The sequence below is a fragment of the Yersinia sp. 2541 StPb PI genome (assembly GCF_052217145.1).
In the GTDB taxonomy this organism is placed as follows: domain Bacteria; phylum Pseudomonadota; class Gammaproteobacteria; order Enterobacterales; family Enterobacteriaceae; genus Yersinia; species Yersinia enterocolitica_E.
The window spans coordinates 2,726,659-2,746,967 of record NZ_JAZGQB010000001.1; the positions used below are offsets into that span (position 1 = coordinate 2,726,659).

Consider the following 20,309-nt stretch of genomic DNA (forward strand, 5'->3'; position numbering starts at 1 on the left):
TACATAAAAAAGTCAATTATTTAAATCGAGACTTACTATTTATATATCATAAAAAATAGGCTGAGAGAGGATATTGAGATACTAATAAGGCTTGTTCGTGGTTAACCTATCAATTTAATCCAGCATATAAAATAAACAGATGGAATATTAAATATTACCGATACAAATATGGCACGAAAATATAAATAAAACATATGAAATTTAGTGTAACTTATTGATTTTGTTGGTGGGTCGTGCAGGGTTCGAACCTGCGACCAATTGATTAAGAGTCAACTGCTCTACCAACTGAGCTAACGACCCAACGGCGATAATTATTCTCCTGTTAGCCTTGGCTGTCAAACATTTCATCGGATTTTTCTGTTTATGCTGTTTATATCCCTCTCTGGAGATTAATTATTCATCTGTTCTTTACGATTATTGTTAGTTATGTGACTTCATGTTGTAATTCCAGATGCTGTGATGAACTTAACAAAATTCAGTGTGTGAAATATAAACACTGGAAAACGAGGCGTATTGTGCAATTATTGTTGCGAAGATATTAAATAATTCGCAAATTGTACTTAAAACATAGCAAAAAACTAACAGACAGACAGACAGACAGACAGACAGACAGACAGACAGACAGACAGACAGGTTAAGACCAAAGAGCCAACATAGAGCTCAACAACTTCACAAATACAGGAAGAGGGAATGGGAAAGATGGTAGACCAATCCAAGATAGTGGCAGAACAGTTGCCGGAACCTGAAGAGCACCTTCAACGAAGTCTCTCCAACCGCCATATCCAGCTAATTGCTATTGGCGGGGCTATAGGTACCGGATTGTTTATGGGATCGGGTAAAACCATCAGCCTTGCCGGGCCGTCGATTATTTTCGTTTATATGATAATCGGTTTTATGCTGTTTTTCGTGATGCGGGCCATGGGTGAGCTGCTGCTATCGAATCTGAAATATAAATCATTTAGTGATTTCGCTGCCGACTTACTCGGTCCTTGGGCTGGTTTTTTCACCGGCTGGACCTACTGGTTTTGTTGGGTCATCACCGGTATCGCTGATGTGGTTGCCATCACGGCTTACGCCCAATTTTGGTTCCCCGGTTTCTCCCAGTGGGTTGCCTCACTGCTAGTGGTTTTACTGTTGCTATCACTGAATTTGGCCACGGTGAAAATGTTCGGTGAAATGGAGTTCTGGTTTGCCATGATTAAAATTGTGGCAATTGTGGCACTGATCTTTGCCGGCTTAACCATGGTGTTAATGAGCTATCAGTCCCCTTCGGGTACCACCGCGTCATTTACCCATTTATGGAATGATGGCGGGATGTTCCCGAAAGGAATCAGTGGATTCTTTGCGGGCTTCCAGATAGCCGTTTTTGCTTTTGTCGGTATTGAGTTAGTTGGGACCACCGCCGCTGAAACCAAAGATCCTGAAGTGGTATTACCGCGTGCTATTAACTCCATCCCTATCCGTATCATCATGTTCTATGTTTTCTCATTGATTATGATTATGTCAGTGACACCATGGAGTTCAGTAGTTGCCGATAAAAGCCCGTTTGTTGAGTTATTCGTTCTGGTCGGGTTACCCGCCGCTGCGAGTGTGATCAACTTTGTGGTCCTAACCTCGGCGGCTTCGTCAGCTAACAGTGGCGTGTTTTCCACCAGCCGTATGTTGTTCGGTTTGGCAAAAGAAGGTGATGCACCAAAGCAATTTGGTAAGCTGTCGCGCCGTTCCGTCCCCGCATCCGGCCTGACATTTTCTTGTATCTGTTTGCTAGGTGGTGTGGTTCTCATTTACCTAATCCCGAACGTAATGACAGTGTTTACACTGGTCACCACAGTTTCAGCGATTCTGTTTATGTTCGTCTGGACCATCATCCTTTGCTCTTACCTGGTGTATCGCAAAAGACGCCCGGCATTACATAAGAAATCCATCTATAAAATGCCCGCTGGTATTTTCATGTCGTGGGTATGTATGGCGTTCTTTGCCTTTGTCCTGGTGCTGTTAACCTTGGAAAGTGATACCCGCCAAGCGCTGATAGTGACGCCGCTGTGGTTTGTCATTCTGACCATTGGCTATCTCATCTTGAAGAAGCGCAGAAGCTACTTGTACGATAACCGTAATCAGTAAGGCATCATCATCACCTATAGCGGTTGTTTTATTATCATCACCTTACTCCCTGCACGGGAGTAAGGTTTTTATATAGATATACTTAGGCTGCCGTGATTGCTTCGCGTAATCGGCGTGGCGTTAAGCCAAAATGCCGCTGAAAACGTGACGTAAAGCGGGACGGTGAAATATAACCGTGCTGTGCAGCGATCTCGCCAATCGAAAGTGATGTGGTTTGTAATGCATTTAATGCACACCCCATACGAACCTCTTCCAGAATCACGCGAAAACTACGATCTTCTTGCATCAGTTTGCGCCGCAAAGTTGAATCCCCAATATGCAAAGAGTGGGCGACGTCACTCACGCTCCAGTTGCGCGCCGGATCGAGCAGTAAAATTTGTTGTACCTGTTCCGCCCATTTATCTCGTCGGTCGATTAATAACGTCCCTGCCTGTCCAGCCAAGTGCAGCGCCAATAAAACCCCCATCGCCGCATGCTGTAAGAGCGCATCTGGCGCATGACACTTCACGTTGAGCAATAAGCTATCCCATGCAAGGCGGGTATGGCTATCCAGAGGAACACATAGCGATGCAGTTGCCACTGGCGTCACCGCCGAGGCACCGTACCAGTGGCGAAACTGGCGTAATAAACTTTGCGGCAGATAGACCATATCAGAACAATAATGCCCCCGATCCGGGGTATTCGCGATACTGACTTCGATACCGGCAGGAAACAAAATAAGCGACGATTGCCCCGCACTGGCAGCCTGTGCCCCCCATTGCACCAATTTACTGCCCTGACGGACATGGCACAGTGCCGGTGAAAACACCGTGACCCGATGCAACGTATGTGCTCGGCGGGCAACAACTTCAGCGCTGGAGATAGTCATCTGGCTATGATTTATCTGCTGCATACTTCCTGCTCTTGGATTAATAATTAGCGGCCATAAGTGGCAACCAGTTGCGTTTTCGCAATCACATTACTGTTGAGCATAAAACCCACCAATGCACCACTGGCATCACTATTGAGGGGTAATTTATCTGTTTTCAATGCCCACACAGTGAACTGATAGCGATGAGGTTTATCTCCTGCTGGTGGGCAAGCCCCTCCGAATCCCGCATAGCCGAAGTCATTGCGCCCCTGAACGGCACCAACAGGTAAAGTGCCATTTTTGCTCTGCCCAGCATTTGTTGCCAATGAATGAACATCGGCGGGGATATTCACCACCGTCCAATGCCACCAGCCACTCCCCGTCGGGGCATCAGGATCATAAGCGGTAATGGCGAAGCTTTTGGTTCCTGCGGGCGCACCCTGCCATGAAAGCTGTGGCGATTGATTCCCGCCATCACAGCCAAATCCGTTAAAAACCTGCTGGGTTTGTAAGGGTCTACCTTCAGGCATATCGCTACTTTTGACGCTGAAGGTTTGTGCCTGAGCAGATAATGACACTGCGATAATCGCCAGAGACAGTGCTATCTTTTTCATGATGGTTCTCCTGTGAGGTATGTTAGTAGCTTACGCAAACAGGCTTGTTTACATTGTGCCATAACGCTCTGTTAGTGTGCCAAAAAGCTCAATCAAGAGCGTTAAGGCGTTTTATAACCAAGACGTCACGCCATGTGCAGGGTCGTCGCGGTAAAATGCTCGCAACGGCGGTTAAATAAGTCGTGATAAACGTGTCAGAAAGCTGTCGGGAACATGTCATGCTGCTGTCGTGGCAGTGGCGAGGGCTTAAGCATAGGTTTGTTGATATCGCTTCAAACCTCATAGGAAAATCAGTATGAACATGTATCGTATTCGTGAATTGCGGTTGGCCCGGGCCTGGTCACAAGAACAGTTGGCTGAACTTTGCAGTCTGAGTGTACGCACGATTCAACGCATAGAGAATGGTGAACAAGCCAGCTTGGAAACACTGAGTGCTATTGCGGCCGTCATGGATCTGAAAGTCAGTGAGCTGTATTGCCCAAATGTCTCTCAGGAACAGAGCACCCCGTCGCAAGCTGTTGACCAACGCGTCATTGATGCCCGCAAAGCGGTTGAGGATGAAATGTCTTTACTGCGTCAGTTACTGCGGGCGGTTATTCTGTGTGCAGTGCTGTTTGCTATCAATTGGTTTACTTCACCTGGCTATATGTGGGCCTGGTGGGTAGTGCTAGGGCTAAGTATCCCGCTGTGTCTGCGCGCAATAAATCTGTTATTGCTGGGTAATTGGGTCGAGCGCTGGCAGCAAAAACGCCTGCAAAAGAAGTTACGTAATCTGTAACAATATTGCGCTAATAAAACCAGCAGAAAGAGAAGGTTAGCTCATATCCCATTCATTTTGCGCACGACTAATAAGTTGCAGCCTGATTGTATTGGCGTATGGTTAATAGGTGTCATTAGCAGCGACTATGATTACATCATCAGCATTATTCAATAAATTTGATTGGAGCATAGCGAGATGGCGAAAATTTTAGTGCTTTACTATTCCATGTATGGGCATATTGAAACACTTGCCGGTGCGATTGCCGAAGGTGCCCAAAAAGTCAGCGGTGTTGAAGTGACCATCAAACGGGTCCCTGAAACCATGCCACCAGACGCCTTCGCCAATGCCGGCGGCAAAAACAACCAGCAAGCCCCGGTCGCAACGCCGCAAGAACTGGCCGATTACGATGGCATCATTTTTGGTACCCCAACCCGTTTCGGTAATATGGCAGGGCAAATGCGTACCTTCCTCGATCAAACCGGCGGGCTATGGGCTTCTGGTGCACTGTACGGCAAAGTTGCCAGTGTATTCTCCTCAACCGGTACTGGCGGCGGACAAGAGCACACCATCACCTCCACATGGACCACATTAGCCCACCACGGTTTTATCATCGTGCCAATCGGCTATGGGGCCAAAGAGTTATTTGATGTTTCACAGACCCGTGGCGGTACCCCATATGGTGCAACAACCATTGCCGGTGGTGATGGCTCCCGTCAGCCAACTGCTGAAGAGCTTGCTATCGCCCGTTTCCAGGGCGAGCATGTGGCAAAAATTACCGCCAAACTGGTAAGCTAACGCCCTTCAGACCTAATACCGCAGCGGGGTTAGTTTCGCTCAATATTCAGCCCATATCAGGGCTTGGCAAGTAGCGTTCAAATCTGCTTTGAGCATCAACCCTGCTGTCTGGCAATAAAAAAGCACCGCATGAAAGCGGTGCTTTTTCTTACTCATTAAACGGAGTTAGGCTTCAAGCAACCCTTGTGCCAGATAGTGGTTAGCATCAACCACCCCAGGTAACACGAAGAAATATCCCCCACCGATCGGTTTGACATACTCTTCTAACGCCTCACCGTTCAACCGTTTTTGTACCGTCAGGAACGCCTTTTCCAAATCAGATTGGTAGCAGACAAACAGCAAGCCCATGTCCAGTTGCCCTGAATTTGACACTCCCAGCGAGTAACTGTAGCCACGGCGTAACATCAGGTTACTCTGAGTTTCTGCGGTACGTGGATTTGCCAGCCGGATATGTGCATCTAACTTAATCACGTTACCATCGGGATCTTTGGTGTAATCCGGCTCATCATGTTCATGTAGGCTCCCCAAGGGGGCACCGCTATGTTTATCACGGCCAAAGATAGTCTGCTGTTCTTGTAACGGTGTGCGATCCCAAAATTCCACTTTAAAGCGAATAATCCGCGCCGCCTGATAGCTACCCCCGACTGCCCATGCGGGCTCGCCGATATTGCCCTGAACCCATACCACTTGATTAATCAGCGGCTTATCGCTGGTTTTGGGATTCGCAGTCCCATCTTTAAAACCCAACAAATTGATCGGCGTTTCTTTACCTTTGCTACGGGCCGCATGAGCAGAAATAAAACCTTCACGCTTCCACCGCACACTGAGTAAATCTGGCGTGTGCTTGATAATATCGCGCAGAGCGTGAATCACCGTTTCATTGGTATTAGCACAAATTTGCAGCAAGATATCACCATGACACAAACCCGCATCCAGTGAATCATTGGGGAAGCGCGTCATTCTTTGTAGCCGCAGTGGTTTCTGCCCCTGCAAACCAAACCGCTCATCAAACAAGGAATCCCCCACAGAAACCGTAATGGTCAGGTTATCCGGGTAAATTTCCGGCCCCATAATTCCAGAATCCAGCGGTGGCAATTTGGCATTAACCGAAGGTGCATGCCCGCCGCGGGTCAGGAAGGCCAGCCGCTCCGTCAGCAGTTTGAATAATCGGGTCAAGGCCGCCTTATCGGTGGCCAGTACATCAAATGCTACCAGCATCATGGCCGCTTGCTGTGGGGTTAATACCCCTGACTGATGCTGACCATAAAAGGGCTGCTTCTGCCAGCGTTCATCTTGCGCAAGTGCAGCCTCGGGTGCAGGGCAATCTGCCGCTCGGGCTATCTTTGCCCCGCCAAGAGCCAAGGCACCACTCATCATGCCCATACCCAGCAGTAAACGCCGACGGGAGGGCAACGCCGCCCCGCTACCATGTTGATACGACCCGTGTTGCGGGTCGGTTTTCTTACTCATCTTAATGCCTCAATCCAAACCCAATACGCCACGAAGCTGAGCAAGGTCTTCCGCCAGTGCCGTAATCGGCCCTTTCATAGCATTACGATCGGCGTCAGTTAACTTCTCGTAAGACTCATAACCCTCTTTCGTGCGATATTTCGCCAATACGCTATCGACGGTTTTGAAGTTAGCATCGATTTTTTGCAGCAGCGGCTGGTCGGCTTTTTCCAGCAATGGCCGCAGCAGATTAACAATTTTCTGTGCTCCATCAACGTTGGCCTGGAAATCCCACAGATCAGTACGACTATAACGGTCTTCTTCACCACTGATTTTGCTGGCCGCAACCTCTTCGATTAAGCCCGCAGCACCACCAACCACTTTATTTGGCGCAAATGTCAGGCCGGTGATGCGTTGTTGCAGTTCCAGGGTGTCCTTGTACAGTTGGTCGGCGAATTTATCCGCGCCTTTAGTGGTGTTGTCACCAAACAGGATTTTTTCTAACCGATGAAAACCGGTAAATTTCGGATCAGCGGCCTTCTGCTCAAAATCGTCCTCACGGGCATCGATACTGCCATCCAAATCTGAGAACAGTTCAGCAATCGGCTCGATACGCTCATAATGCTGGCGGGTTGGCGCATACAACTTGCGCGCCAGAGCCAAATCGCCTTTCTTGATTGCATCAGTAAAGGCTTTAGTTTGCGTGACTAATTGGGCAACCTCTTGTGTTACATAGACTTTATATTCAGCAATTGGCCCGACCAATGCCATCGCGTCCGGTTTTACCGCCGCGTGATCACCAGCCGCCGTGACTGTCAATTTACCTTTCGGGTTGCTGAGTAAGCCACAGGTCATATCGTATTCACCCGGCTCCAAATTAGCCGTCATCTTCTGGGTAAAACCCGGGGCAATATTTTCGCGTTCCTCAACCACCATCACGCCTTTGAGGATCTCCCACTCCAACCCTTTCTGACTGGCATTATGAACAATAAATTGAGTTTTACCGGCAGGAATAGACAGCGCCATCGGCTCACACTGCTTATCGTTAACGGTAATTTTAATTTGTGGAATATCAGCTGCTTGTACGTTGATAGCCACAGCAGGTAGTGCCAGTAACGCGGCGTGCAATGCAGTGCGACGGAAGAACCGGTTAGACATGTGAAAATTCCTGAATTATTGGTTAGTTTTCCGCGCAGCAGGGGCAATTGTGGCCGCCGTAGTGCGTGGTGGAAGGAAAAAGAGGATCAGTGCCGGAATCAGATAGATAAAGTAGACCGCAACTTCGCTGATTGTTGGTGCTTCCTGATAGCCAAACATCCCTTCAAGGAAGGTGCCGAGCAGTGAATGAGTGGAGAGCACATTCGTCAAATCGAACGCGATATCCTGAAAATGATTCCACAGACCGGCTTCATGGAAAGCTCTGATGGCTCCGGCGGCCAGGCCTGCGGCGACAAACAAGATAAACAGGCTGGTCCATTTGAAAAATTTAGCCAGATGCAACTTAACGCCGCCCCAGTAGATAGCCATCCCCACCAAAATGGCGCAGGTCAGGCCAAGTATTGCGCCAATTGGCGCGCCAATCCCGACATCCTGCTGGAAAGCCGCCAGTAAGAAGAATACCGATTCAAGCCCTTCACGGGCCACGGCAAAAAAGACCATCGCCACCAATGCCCAGCCCTGACTGCGGCCTGAGTTGAGTGCATTATCAATTGCCCCTTCCAGATGGACTTTGACTGACTTGGATACCTTGCGCATCCAGAAAACCATATAGGTTAAAATGCAAACTGCGACCACCGCAATAATACCTTCAAACAGCTCTTGCTGTTTTTGCGGAAACTCACCTGTGGTTTCATTAATAAAGATGCCGATAGCAAGGCATAGCGCGGCTGCCGTTACCACTCCAATCCACACTGCCCCCATCCATTGACCGCGTTGAGTACGCTTAAGGTAACTGGCTATCAAGCTAACAATCAGCGCGGCTTCCAGCCCTTCACGAAACATAATTAGAAATGGGACAAACATGCTAAGCACCCCTGCGCTGGATATGGGTATAAATATGTAATTATGAGTAACGTCAATTTTCGTAAAGAAAAGTAAAACTAAGAACGATAGTGATTATCATTCTGGCAAAAAGAAATTCAAGAGGCTAAATAAGAATATTGTTAAACAAACTGTGGCAAGTTGTTTCTGCTAGGTTAAATAACAAATAAATTCATTAAGATACGTTTTTTTAGGTCGCACCGCCCTCTCAGCCTATTTATCGATATCTGGCGCAATTTTCAGCAAAAAAAAGCCTCCTGTTGTACAGGAGGCGATGTTAAGCAACAGTAAATGCTATTAATAACTGCATGTGTGCGCTATTAAATGGTTTTAAACTCCGCTTCAGCATTACGGAAACGTTCAGTAATGGTATTACTTGGCGTATTGCCCAACAAGCTCACCACCACAATGGCGATACTGGCAAATAGGAAGCCTGGTATAATTTCATACAAGCCCAACCAGGCATATTGCTTCCAGACGATAACCGTAATAGCACCGAGCAACATCCCTGCCAGTGCGCCATTGCGAGTCATTCGTGGCCAAATCACCGAGATAAGAACCACAGGACCAAATGCGGCGCCAAAACCAGCCCATGCATAGCTAACCAGACCAAGAACCCGATTATCCGGGTCCGCTGCCAGTGCGATAGCTATCAATGCCACCAGCAACACCATGGCACGGCCGACCCACACTAACTCTTTCTGGCTGGCCTTTTTACGCAGGAATGCTTTGTACAGGTCTTCCGTCAACGCACTAGAACACACCAGTAACTGGCAGCTTAAGGTACTCATGACGGCTGCCAGAATAGCGGACAGTAAAATACCGGCAATCCATGGATTGAAGAGTAATTTAGCTAACTCAATGAAAACACGTTCGCCATTTTGGCTCACATTCCCAGCTTGTTCAGGATGGTTTTCAAAGTAAGCAATACCAAAGAAGCCCACCGCGATGGTCCCTGCCAGACAAAGGATCATCCAAGTCATACTGATGCGGCGTGCACTACGAATAGTACGGTGAGAGTCTGCCGCCATAAAACGCGCCAGAATATGTGGCTGACCAAAATAACCCAATCCCCAACCGAGTAGAGAGAGGATGGCAACCAGATTCAGCCCTTTAAACATGTCGATATTCGCGGGATTTTTCGCAGCAATGACCATCATGGAAGTGTCGATACCTCCCACCGCCAGAATAACAATAATCGGGGTCAGGATCAGAGCAAAAATCATCAGCGTTGCTTGTACTGTATCCGTCCAGCTTACTGCGAGGAAACCGCCAATAAAGGTATAGGCGATGGTGGCCGCAGCACCAGCCCATAATGCGGTGCCATAGCTCATATCAAACGTACTTTCGAATAAACGCGCACCGGCAACGATTCCTGAAGCGCAATAAATAGTGAAGAAAACCAAGATAACTACCGCTGATATCACCCGCAGCAATTTACTCTTATCTTCAAAACGGCTGGTGAAATAATCAGGCAATGTCAGTGCATTGTTATTGGCTTCGGTATGAACCCGCAAACGGCCTGCGACCAACTTCCAGTTAAGATAAGCACCAATCGTTAAACCAATGGCTATCCAGCTCTCGGAAATACCCGACAGGAATATTGCCCCCGGTAATCCCATTAATAACCAGCCACTCATATCGGAAGCACCGGCAGATAATGCAGTGACCACACTGCCTAAACTTCGCCCACCCAGAATATAATCATCAAAGTTATTGGTTGCCCGGTAGGCCATGAGGCCAATTAATATCATCCCAAAAATGTAAACTAAAAAAGTCACCAACATTGGCGTATTCATGGTCATGCAACGTCTCCATAGTGCGTATTATCGTTTTAATATATCCCGCTATTTTGAGTTCTTTCCGCTCAGTGCGGTGTCATGTTTTCACTCTGGAGAGCCGGAACGTGACACTCAGTTGCACCAGAGATGAATCTCGAACTCAAATAAACTACCAGCACAACTATTCGCTGGCGAACGGCCATCTCGCGGTGGCTATCCTAGTGGAGGAGTTTCCTTACTCACAACAAATTAAACAAATTTTTTACAAAAAATTCACCCTGCATCACATTACGCCATGTTAGAGGTTACACCTTCCATTGCAAAATGAGTCATACCTAAGGTTAATCCCTCACAAAGCCTACCATTGTTAGCATTAGCCTTAGTTAAACATAATATTCGATCCCTCCTACGCCCCGCTCGATTGTTAAAAACAAGACTGAATTCACACTTCATTCACGCCGTGATTTAACACGGTTGCACAAAGTTGCAACATGCCTGATATTATCAGGAATCAAATCATAATCCCCCTTATTAAAGGAGCCGGACAGCATGGGTAGCACCACAATGGGCGTGAAACTCGATGAAGCAACACGCGACCGTATCAAGGGCGCGGCACAGCGTATTGACCGCACGCCACACTGGCTGATCAAGCAGGCCATTTTTAACTATTTGGAACGACTGGAAAGTGGCAGTGAGCTACCCGAATTGCCAACACCCCATGTGACCCCTATCGCGGAAACGGACGATATTATGCCGCAAGTCACTGAAAGCGCACATCAACCATTTTTAGATTTTGCCGAGCAAGTGCTACCACAATCAGTAACTCGTGCGGCCATCACTGCGGCCTATCGTCGTCCCGAAACTGAAGCCATACCGATGTTATTGGAGCAAGCACGTTTACCGGCCGATTTAGCGCAAGAAACCCATAAGCTGGCCTATTCCATTGCTGAAAAATTGCGTAACCAGAAGAGTGCTAATGGTCGCGCGGGTATCGTGCAAAGCTTACTGCAAGAGTTCTCCCTCTCTTCACAAGAGGGTGTGGCATTGATGTGTCTCGCGGAAGCACTACTGCGTATTCCTGATAAGCCCACTCGTGATGCACTGATCCGCGATAAAATCAGTAACGGCAACTGGCACTCTCATTTGGGGCGCAGCCCGTCGATGTTTGTCAATGCGGCGACCTGGGGGCTGCTCTTTACCGGCCATCTGGTCTCTACTCATAATGAGGCTAAGCTCTCCGGCTCCTTAAATCGTATTATCGGTAAAGGTGGTGAGCCATTGATCCGCAAAGGTGTGGATATGGCGATGCGCCTGATGGGCGAGCAATTTGTGACCGGCGAGACCATTGCCGAGGCATTGGCGAACGCCCGTAAACTGGAAGATAAAGGATTCCGTTACTCTTACGATATGTTGGGTGAGGCAGCACTGACAGAGGTAGATGCTCAGGCTTATCTGCTCTCCTATCAACAAGCAATCCATGCTATCGGCAAAGCCTCAAATGGCAGGGGAATTTATGAAGGGCCAGGTATCTCAATTAAGCTGTCCGCCCTGCACCCTCGCTATAGCCGTGCTCAATATGAACGAGTAATGGATGAGCTGTATCCACGGCTATTATCGTTGACCTTGCAAGCACGGCAGTATGATATTGGCATTAACATTGATGCAGAAGAGGCTGATCGTCTGGAAATCTCCCTCGATCTGCTGGAAAAACTCTGTTTCGAGCCAAAATTGGCAGGCTGGAATGGTATCGGTTTCGTCATTCAGGCATACCAAAAACGTTGCCCCGCCACTATTGATGCCGTGATAGATATGGCCCAGCGCAGCCGCCGCCGGCTGATGATTCGCTTAGTCAAAGGCGCATACTGGGACAGCGAGATTAAACGCGCTCAAGTTGATGGGTTAGAAGGTTATCCGGTTTATACCCGCAAGGTGTATACCGATGTCTCTTATCTGGCTTGCGCGCGTAAATTACTGGCCGTACCTAATCTGATTTATCCCCAATTTGCCACTCATAACGCGCATACCTTGTCCGCTATCTATCATCTTGCAGGGCAAAATTATTACCCCGGCCAGTATGAGTTCCAATGCCTGCATGGCATGGGGGAACCGCTATATGAACAAGTCGTCGGGAAAGTTGCCGAGGGTAAGCTTAATCGCCCATGTCGTATTTACGCTCCGGTCGGTACCCACGAAACCTTACTGGCGTATCTAGTGCGCCGCCTGCTGGAAAACGGGGCCAACACATCGTTTGTCAATCGCATTGCCGATGCCACTCTGCCATTGGATGAACTGGTCGCTGATCCTGTTAGTGCTGTAGAAGCCATCGCCGCCAGTGAAGGGCAACTTGGTTTGCCTCATCCACGAATCCCGTTACCACGCGACCTCTACGGTAAAGATAGAGCCAATTCCAGCGGATTAGATTTGGCCAACGAACACCGTTTGGCCTCGCTCTCCAGTGCTCTCCTCACCAGTGCCAGCCAGATATGGCGGGCAGAACCGATGATTGACGCAGAAAGTGATAACGGTATAGGACTTGATAACCTAATAGAGCAAGCCGTTATCAACCCGGCAGAACCCGCTGATATCGTCGGTTACGTTCGCGAAACAACGGATGCTGAAATCAGTCGTGCGCTAGATGCGGCTGGCAGCGCGGGGGCTATCTGGTTTGCAACGCCACCGGCTGAGCGTGCGGCTATTTTAGTGCGCGCCGCCGAACTGATGGAAAGTCAGATGCAAGCATTGATGGGGATACTGGTACGAGAGGCGGGTAAAACCTTCAGTAATGCCATTGCCGAAGTGCGTGAAGCTGTTGATTTCCTGCACTATTATGCTGGAATGGTACGAAACGATTTCTCCAATGATAGCCACCGCCCTCTTGGCCCTGTGGTTTGTATCAGCCCGTGGAACTTCCCGTTGGCAATATTTACCGGCCAGATTGCCGCAGCATTAGCTGCCGGTAACAGTGTCTTGGCAAAACCGGCAGAACAAACGCCACTGATTGCTGCGCAAGCTGTACGTATCTTGCTAGAGGCCGGTATTCCTCACGGCGTACTGCAACTATTACCAGGACGAGGCGACAACGTTGGGGCGACATTGGTCAATGACAACCGTGTGCGCGGCGTGATGTTTACCGGCTCAACCGAAGTCGCTGCTATTTTGCAACGCAGCATCGCAGGCCGCCTTGATCCTCAGGGCCGCCCAACGCCGCTGATTGCCGAAACCGGTGGCCTCAATGCCATGATTGTTGATTCCTCTGCATTGACGGAACAGGTGGTGACCGATGTCGTCGCATCAGCCTTTGACAGCGCGGGCCAACGTTGTTCGGCCTTGCGTATTCTTTGCATTCAGGATGATGTTGCTGAGCACACGTTGCAAATGTTGCGTGGCGCGATGGCCGAGTGCCGGATGGGTAATCCAGAACGCCTGTCTACAGATATTGGGCCGGTGATTGATGCCGAGGCCAAAGCTGGGATTGAGCGCCATATTCAGGCCATGCGCGCCAAAGGGCGTAAAGTTTACCAGGCTGCCCGCACCAACAGTCAGGACGAAACCGAGTGGCAACGCGGTACCTTTATTAAGCCAACATTAATAGAGCTGGATAGCTTTGATGAGTTGAAAAAAGAGATCTTCGGGCCGGTACTGCATGTGGTACGTTTCCAGCGTCAGAACCTTGGCGCCTTAGTCGATCAAATCAACGCATCCGGCTATGGTTTAACCTTGGGCATTCACACTCGTATTGATGAAACTATCGCCCAAGTCACTGAAAAAGCTAAGGTAGGCAACCTCTACGTTAACCGCAATATGGTTGGGGCAGTGGTTGGCGTACAACCTTTTGGTGGTGAAGGGTTGTCAGGAACCGGCCCTAAAGCGGGTGGTCCACTGTATCTGTATCGCCTGTTGTGCAGCCGCCCAGAAGATGCAGTTCTTAAGACACTGGCACATCAAAATATTGAGCAACCACAGAATATGGCTGGTCGCGAAGCATTACAAATAGCCCATCGCGCCCTAATACAATGGGCTGACAAACAACAATATGCTGAATTAGTACCTTTAGCGCAGCGCTATGGCGAACTGGCGCAAGGTGGCACCATACAGTTATTGCCTGGGCCAACCGGTGAGCGCAACAGTTATACCCTACTACCACGTGAACGTGTTCTTTGTCTGGCGGATAATGACACTGATGCTCTAATACAACTGGCAGCCGTTCTGGCAATCGGCTGCGAGATCTTATGGCCAGAACAGGGGATACAAAAGGATCTGTTGCGCCAGCTACCGGCGGTAGTGCAATCCCAAATTACCCTTACCCATGACTGGCAAACCGCCAACGTACCGTTTGATGCCGTTATCTATCACGGTGATGCTGATCAATTGCGCACCTTGTGTGAGCAGATAGCGCAAATTGAGGGGCCAATTGTCTCGGTACAGGGCTTCGCCCGTGGTGAAACAAATATACTGCTGGAACGTCTGCTGATTGAGCACTCACTGAGTGTGAATACCGCCGCTGCGGGAGGAAATGCCAGCCTGATGACCATCGGCTAGCTAACTAAGCTCACTCTTTTTCGCACTTAGAGTGCCTGCACCAATAAGGTCCTTCGGGACCTTATTCTTTACGTAGACTCCGGTCGCAACTGACGGGTTATTATTCGATATGTGCCGCATTCCCCGATGTAAAACGGGTATGAAACTATTTTCCTCTGGTAGCCTCTCGCATATTTCACATCACTCTGTTGAGCCTTCCCTGGTAATTAACTCATTATAAATTCAGACAAATGACGGAACTGTATACGCCCCTAGCTTTCTTCTTAGTGAAGATCTTATGTACAACCCTTCTCAGGAGTGATAATAATATTCATGTCTGATAAAAAGATTGTCGATGAGACTCATCAAATTGCTAACCGGCGGGGTAATGGTCAATTACGCCGTGAAATATGGGCTGATCGGGCCGGTACTATCACCCGTTATAATTTAGCCTATATCAATCACCATTTATCACTGGGTGATAATGGTCGCGTAATAGGTTACGACAATGCGCATGGTTTTCACCATCGCCATTACTTAGGTGGCATTGAAGCAGTTGATTTTGTCAGCTTTGAACAGATAGAGGATTGCTTTCAGAAGGATTGGACTTCATTAAGGAGAAGTTAATGGACAAACTGGTCATCAAAACAGCAACGGAAGATGATTTTTTCAAACGAGGCAAACAACTCGCGGTTCTGGCAGATGCAGGGAAAGCCTTACCTGAAGAACACACTATTACCTTTGAAGACCCATTAGCGATGGTGCGGATATTAAGTGCTGCGCGCATTGTTCTGCTGCGGGCGGTAAAAATGCACCCTGGCTCTATCACCTCCCTTTCAACCCGTTTAAAAAGGGATCGCAGTGCCGTCACCCGCGATGTGGCTATTTTGAAAAAAGCAGGGTTGGTCACCGTCGAACAAAAAGTATTACCGGGCCATGGGCAGATGAAGGAAGTTAAAGCTACCGCGCTTCGCCTTAAGCTGGAAGCCTTTTTGTAAGATGATTTGATAAAACTGGGGGCCCAAAAGTGCCCCCTATTTCGCTGAATTTGGCTATCAGCTTCGCAGTAAATGACTCAGTGATTGTTCAGGAACTTATCAAGGAATAACCGAGTACGCTCATGCTGCGGATGAGCAAATAACTCTTTTGCTGGACCTTGCTCAACAATCCGTCCGTGATCCATAAAAATAGCCCTGTCAGCCACATCGCGGGCAAAGCTCATTTCATGCGTCACAATCACCATGGTGCGTTTTTCCTCAGCCAGTGCGCGGATAGTGTTGAGAACCTCCCCCACCAGTTCAGGATCTAACGCTGACGTCGGTTCATCAAACAGAATAACCTGTGGTTGCATCGCTAATGCTCGTGCTATGGCAACCCGCTGCTGCTGACCACCGGATAAACGGCGTGGGTAAGCATCTTCTTTCCCACTTAGCCCTACTTTTGCCAGCAGTTCACGAGCACGTTTCTCCGCAGAGGCTCGCTTTTCGCCTTTAACAATAACCGGCCCTTCAATAATATTCTCCAGCACCGAACGGTGTGGAAACAAATTGAAGCTCTGAAACACAAACCCGACCTGTTGGCGCAGTGCACGCACCTGACGTTGCTGCTTGCTGATAGGTATGCTGCCATCAATCTCAATATCACCGACACGAATAATCCCTGAATCAGGGACCTCCAGTAGATTAATACTGCGCAATAAAGTCGTTTTACCTGAGCCACTCGGCCCGATGATCGCCACCACTTCACCGCTATTTACTTCAAGTGAGATACCGTGCAGCACCTGCTGACCTTTAAACTGTTTGGTCAGTTGTTTAATGTCTATGGCACTCATGGCTACTCCTGATCCTGACGATTAACATGGGCTTCCAGCCGATTTTGTAATGCTGACAACAATGTCGCCATGACCCAATAAATCAACGAGGCCGCCAGATACATAGTGAAAACTTCCAATGTACGAGAAGTGACCAATTGCGCCTGACGGAAAAGTTCAGGAACCTGGATAGTCGCCGCCAAAGAGGTATCTTTTACCAGACCGATAAAACTGTTCCCTAGCGGAGGTAATGCGGTGCGCCCGGCTTGCGGCAATATCACCCGATAAAGTGTCTGCCAACGTGTCATACCGATACTGGCCGCAGCTTCCCACTGCCCTTTCTCAATTGACGAAATAGCAGCACGCAATGTCTCAGATGTATAAGCGGCGGTATTAAGTGATAGACCGATCAATGCAGCAGGCATCGGATCCAGTTCAATGCCGAACTGTGGCAGACCATAATAGATCATAAATAGCTGAGCTATTAATGGAGTACCACGGAAAATGGAGACATAGAAACGAGAAAGGAGTGATAACGGCAAGAAACGAGATAACCGCATCATGGCCAACATAAAACCTAATGCCAGACCAAAAAACATCCCCCCCAGACTGAGCTGGAGGGTAAACCAGGCACCTTTCAATAAAAATGGTGCTGAATCCAGCACCAATTGAATACTTTCTTGCATTATTTAGTTACGTCCGCACCAAAATATTTCTCAGAGATTTTGGCCAACGTGCCATCTTTTTGCATCTCAGTGATCGCCTGATTGATTGCCGCTAACAACTCTGGGTTGTTCTTACGCAATGCTACGCCAGACTCCTGACGAGCAAACGCCGGGCCTGCAACAGCAAGAGTACCATTGGTTTTCTTTACCAGATCCAATGCAGCTAAACGGTCAACCAAAATGGCGTCCGTACGGCCTACACGCAGATCCTGATATTTAGTTGGGTCATCATCATAGGTACGAATATCAACACCTTTCAGGTTGTCACGTAACCATTGTTCGTAGTTACTACCCAAGCCAACACCGACTTTCTTGCCTTGCAAATCTTCAGGTTTAGTGAAGTTACCTTCGTTACCTTTCTTAGTCAGCACCTGAATACCAGAAATGGTATAAGGCGTTGAGAAATCATATTTTTTCTTACGCTCTTCAGAAATGGTGACTTGGTTAATCGCCACATCAATACGCTTGGACTCCAATGAAGCCAACATGCCATCCCATTTAGTCGGGGTGATTTTGGCCTTAACGCCCATGTGTTCTGCTAATGCATTAGCAAAATCCACTTCAAACCCAGTGAGTTTCCCATCTTCACCTTGGAAACTGAACGGCGGATAAGTGCCCTCTAGCCCAACAATCAGAGTTCCTCGATCTTTGACCTGACTCAGCAAATCACCTGCAGCATAAGACTTCACATTCAAGCCTGTTGCCAGTGCGACTGCCACCATGCCCAGAACTAACCGGCGACGAACAATTGAAAAACCCATAAATACCCCGACTGTCATGTTTATTTTTTGATATTCAGCACTTTATCAGTGCTGTTAATGGAATAAAGGAATATAAACTAATAACGATAGCTATAAACGGAATAAGCAATAACTAAAGGTTACACCCGTGGATGATAAGCAAACAATGCGGGTGCACCACCGGTGTGGATAAACAGAATTGGACCCTCATCGCGAAACTTTTTCTGCGCAAGACCATCCAGTAAACCCGCCATCGCCTTGCCGGTATACACCGGATCGAGCAGTACACCTTCAAGCCTTGCCAACAGCCCAATAGCTGCCAACCCTTCATCGTTCGGCATGCCATATTGCGGGGCGAAATAATCATCCCACAAGATAATTTCTGCCTGCTCCCCAGTAATCCCCAGGGACGCAGCTAACTCTTGCTGAATATGCGCCACTTTAGGGCGTTGCTCATCGGCTTTACGCGATACGGTCACCCCAATCAACTCGGCATCAGGCAATAATTGTTGCAACCCTACTGCCAGACCTGCGTGGGTGCCCGCACTACCCGATGCCACCACCACCGAGCTAAAAGTGACATTCCCAGCCGACTGAGCCGCAATCTCTAATGCACATTGCACATAACCTAAAGCGCCTAAGGCATTAGAACCACCAACCGGCACCACATACGGCCGAAAGCCCTGAGCCTCCAGACGGGTTGCCAGCTCAGCCAATTGTTGGTTCGGGTCATGTAACCCGTCGCACATCACTACTTCTACGTTAAATAGATCCAATAGCAACCGATTACCGTTGGTCAGATAATTTTCCTGTGCCGTGCCAATCGGGTTTTCAAGCAATGCGACACAACGCAGCCCCAATTTCGCCGCAACTGCTGCTGTTTGGCGGACATGATTAGACTGAATAGCGCCCGCGGTAACCAGCGTATCCGCGCCCTGACTTAACGCATCTGCTGCCAAAAACTCTAACTTACGCAATTTGTTCCCCCCTAATGCCAGAGGTGTTACATCATCACGTTTGATATAAATTTCACGCCCCAGATAATCGGAGAGTCGAGATAGTTTTTCCAATGGCGTCGGATTGCCGACCAGATCTAGACGCGGAAATTGCGTCAGTTTGTGTTGAAACGTCACGGATCCCCCAGGGAATTAATAAGTCAACTGTTGCCCAACGAACTTGGCGTGTAGGTAGGTACGGATAAGTCAATGTAACTAACCCCTGCGGCTGCAAGTACCAAGAGGAAATATAGATTTATCAGATGTAACACCAATAATCACTTATTTTTATTATAGATGTCGTTGACGATAGCGCAGGGGAATAACGTAATATGCGGAATAAATAGACGATACTCAGCGATTTCAAGCTATAGAGGGCGGCACTACTCAGCTTAATCAAGTCAGTCATTCGAGGGAACGAGGGTAGCTAACACCTCTACAGGGTACAGAATGAAGGGTATTAACCCGGCACGGGGAACCTTGCCGGGCGTAAAATAATGACTGAAGGGTTTCGCGTTACACTCGCGACTTTGTTAGCGAAAATACAGAGTTTTCTCAACTGCCTGAATGCACGTACTAGTCTCAGTAATTTTTTTGCCATTCCAGATACTGATCATATTTACGCAAGGCAATACGATAATTGTTATGCGCCGCATTAGGCAACTCATCAATAATGCGCTGATGCATGGTCTCACTGGCAAACTTTTCGGCCGGATAATTAGTGGCAACCAACATTTCATCCAGACGACGTAGGCGCACAACATATTCGCGAACAGTACTATGGCTCATCTCAGTTTGTTCAAATAAATATTGCTTGAACGCCATAATATCGAAATAACCGGGCGTGCTATTACAATATATTTCGCTGCAAAAACGACATAATGCAGTCAACTCATGCTGAAGCTTTGACCATACTTGATCGTCAATGGGCTGATCCATACCGGAGATAGCTTCTTTATTAATGATTTGTCCACGGAAAACCAAAGCCATACGGTCAAGTTCTTTATGACAATGTGAACAATGGGTTTGGCCGTGTTTATAATCTTTTAAATAACGGCTCAGTGGCCGTTTTTTTAACTGAAGTCCTGGCATAAGAAGACCTGCATTAATA

The 20,309-nt window shown here is 48.2% G+C and carries 17 protein-coding genes and 1 tRNA gene; 6 read left to right on the top strand and 12 right to left on the bottom strand.

The annotated features are described in order from the left end of the window. Positions 1-224 precede the first annotated feature (224 nt). Positions 225-300 (bottom strand) — tRNA-Lys (locus V1953_RS12315). Between the two features lie 399 nt (positions 301-699). Here V1953_RS12315 and cycA point away from each other — a divergent pair. After that, positions 700-2,121 (top strand): D-serine/D-alanine/glycine transporter, encoded by a 1,422-nt coding sequence (cycA, locus tag V1953_RS12320; RefSeq protein ID WP_193784822.1) that lies wholly within the window; start codon positions 700-702, stop codon positions 2,119-2,121. Between the two features lie 82 nt (positions 2,122-2,203). On the opposite strand, the gene V1953_RS12325 is transcribed toward cycA, so the two are convergent. Further along, the gene (locus tag V1953_RS12325) at positions 2,204-3,013 is read right to left on the bottom strand and encodes a helix-turn-helix transcriptional regulator (protein WP_372569047.1); all 810 of its coding nucleotides are present in this window, start codon (positions 3,011-3,013) and stop codon (positions 2,204-2,206) included. Between the two features lie 23 nt (positions 3,014-3,036). After that, entirely contained in the window at positions 3,037-3,585 is a 549-nt protein-coding gene (locus tag V1953_RS12330; protein ID WP_083159125.1) for a kinase inhibitor, read from the bottom strand. Positions 3,586-3,880: 295 nt separating this feature from the next. Here V1953_RS12330 and V1953_RS12335 point away from each other — a divergent pair, with 295 nt between their 5' ends. Continuing rightward, positions 3,881-4,363: a helix-turn-helix domain-containing protein gene (locus tag V1953_RS12335; protein ID WP_083159126.1), complete on the top strand. Its 483-nt coding sequence runs from the start codon at positions 3,881-3,883 to the stop codon at positions 4,361-4,363. A gap of 177 nt (positions 4,364-4,540) precedes the next feature. After that, complete coding sequence (gene wrbA, locus V1953_RS12340) at positions 4,541-5,140, top strand: NAD(P)H:quinone oxidoreductase (RefSeq protein WP_083159127.1); 600 nt, start codon at positions 4,541-4,543, stop codon at positions 5,138-5,140. 165 nt (positions 5,141-5,305) lie between these two features. Here wrbA and efeB read toward each other — a convergent pair whose 3' ends face one another. From efeB to putP, 4 genes are all read right to left on the bottom strand, one after another. Next, a complete protein-coding gene (efeB, locus tag V1953_RS12345) occupies positions 5,306-6,610 on the bottom strand; it encodes an iron uptake transporter deferrochelatase/peroxidase subunit (protein WP_442820959.1) in 1,305 nt (434 codons plus the stop codon). 9 nt (positions 6,611-6,619) lie between these two features. Beyond that, positions 6,620-7,747 (bottom strand): iron uptake system protein EfeO, encoded by a 1,128-nt coding sequence (gene efeO, locus V1953_RS12350; RefSeq protein ID WP_442850985.1) that lies wholly within the window; start codon positions 7,745-7,747, stop codon positions 6,620-6,622. A 15-nt stretch (positions 7,748-7,762) separates the two neighbouring features. Further along, on the bottom strand, positions 7,763-8,611 hold the full coding sequence (efeU, locus tag V1953_RS12355) for an iron uptake transporter permease EfeU (protein ID WP_372569044.1): 849 nt from the start codon (positions 8,609-8,611) through the stop codon (positions 7,763-7,765). 338 nt (positions 8,612-8,949) lie between these two features. Beyond that, a complete protein-coding gene (gene putP, locus V1953_RS12360) occupies positions 8,950-10,434 on the bottom strand; it encodes a sodium/proline symporter PutP (RefSeq protein WP_083159131.1) in 1,485 nt (494 codons plus the stop codon). 525 nt (positions 10,435-10,959) lie between these two features. Between putP and putA the strand changes: the two genes are divergently transcribed. The 3 genes from putA (at position 10,960) to V1953_RS12375 (ending at position 15,926) form a co-directional block, all read left to right on the top strand. Beyond that, the gene (putA, locus tag V1953_RS12365; RefSeq protein WP_420073312.1) at positions 10,960-14,949 is read left to right on the top strand and encodes a trifunctional transcriptional regulator/proline dehydrogenase/L-glutamate gamma-semialdehyde dehydrogenase; all 3,990 of its coding nucleotides are present in this window, start codon (positions 10,960-10,962) and stop codon (positions 14,947-14,949) included. 312 nt (positions 14,950-15,261) lie between these two features. Further along, complete coding sequence (locus tag V1953_RS12370; protein WP_442848773.1) at positions 15,262-15,555, top strand: toxin-antitoxin system TumE family protein; 294 nt, start codon at positions 15,262-15,264, stop codon at positions 15,553-15,555. Next, positions 15,555-15,926, top strand: a complete 372-nt coding sequence (locus V1953_RS12375) for an HVO_A0114 family putative DNA-binding protein (protein WP_420073313.1) — start codon at positions 15,555-15,557, stop codon at positions 15,924-15,926. Before V1953_RS12370 ends, V1953_RS12375 begins: the two co-directional genes overlap by 1 nt. Before the next feature lie 77 nt (positions 15,927-16,003). Here V1953_RS12375 and tcyN read toward each other — a convergent pair whose 3' ends face one another. The 5 genes from tcyN to fliZ all read right to left on the bottom strand — a co-directional run bounded on the left by tcyN (position 16,004) and on the right by fliZ (position 20,290). Then, on the bottom strand, positions 16,004-16,759 hold the full coding sequence (gene tcyN, locus V1953_RS12380) for an L-cystine ABC transporter ATP-binding protein TcyN (protein WP_005189402.1): 756 nt from the start codon (positions 16,757-16,759) through the stop codon (positions 16,004-16,006). 2 nt (positions 16,760-16,761) lie between these two features. Beyond that, positions 16,762-17,424 (bottom strand): cystine ABC transporter permease, encoded by a 663-nt coding sequence (gene tcyL, locus V1953_RS12385; protein WP_083159136.1) that lies wholly within the window; start codon positions 17,422-17,424, stop codon positions 16,762-16,764. After that, positions 17,424-18,224 carry a cystine ABC transporter substrate-binding protein gene (tcyJ, locus tag V1953_RS12390; protein WP_083159137.1) on the bottom strand — a complete coding sequence of 267 codons (801 nt, stop codon included), beginning with the start codon at positions 18,222-18,224 and terminating at the stop codon, positions 17,424-17,426. Before tcyJ ends, tcyL begins: the two co-directional genes overlap by 1 nt. A gap of 119 nt (positions 18,225-18,343) precedes the next feature. Beyond that, a complete protein-coding gene (locus tag V1953_RS12395; protein ID WP_442850986.1) occupies positions 18,344-19,336 on the bottom strand; it encodes a D-cysteine desulfhydrase in 993 nt (330 codons plus the stop codon). Positions 19,337-19,780: 444 nt separating this feature from the next. Next, a complete protein-coding gene (gene fliZ / locus V1953_RS12400; RefSeq protein ID WP_005189397.1) occupies positions 19,781-20,290 on the bottom strand; it encodes a flagella biosynthesis regulatory protein FliZ in 510 nt (169 codons plus the stop codon). Positions 20,291-20,309 lie beyond the last annotated feature (19 nt).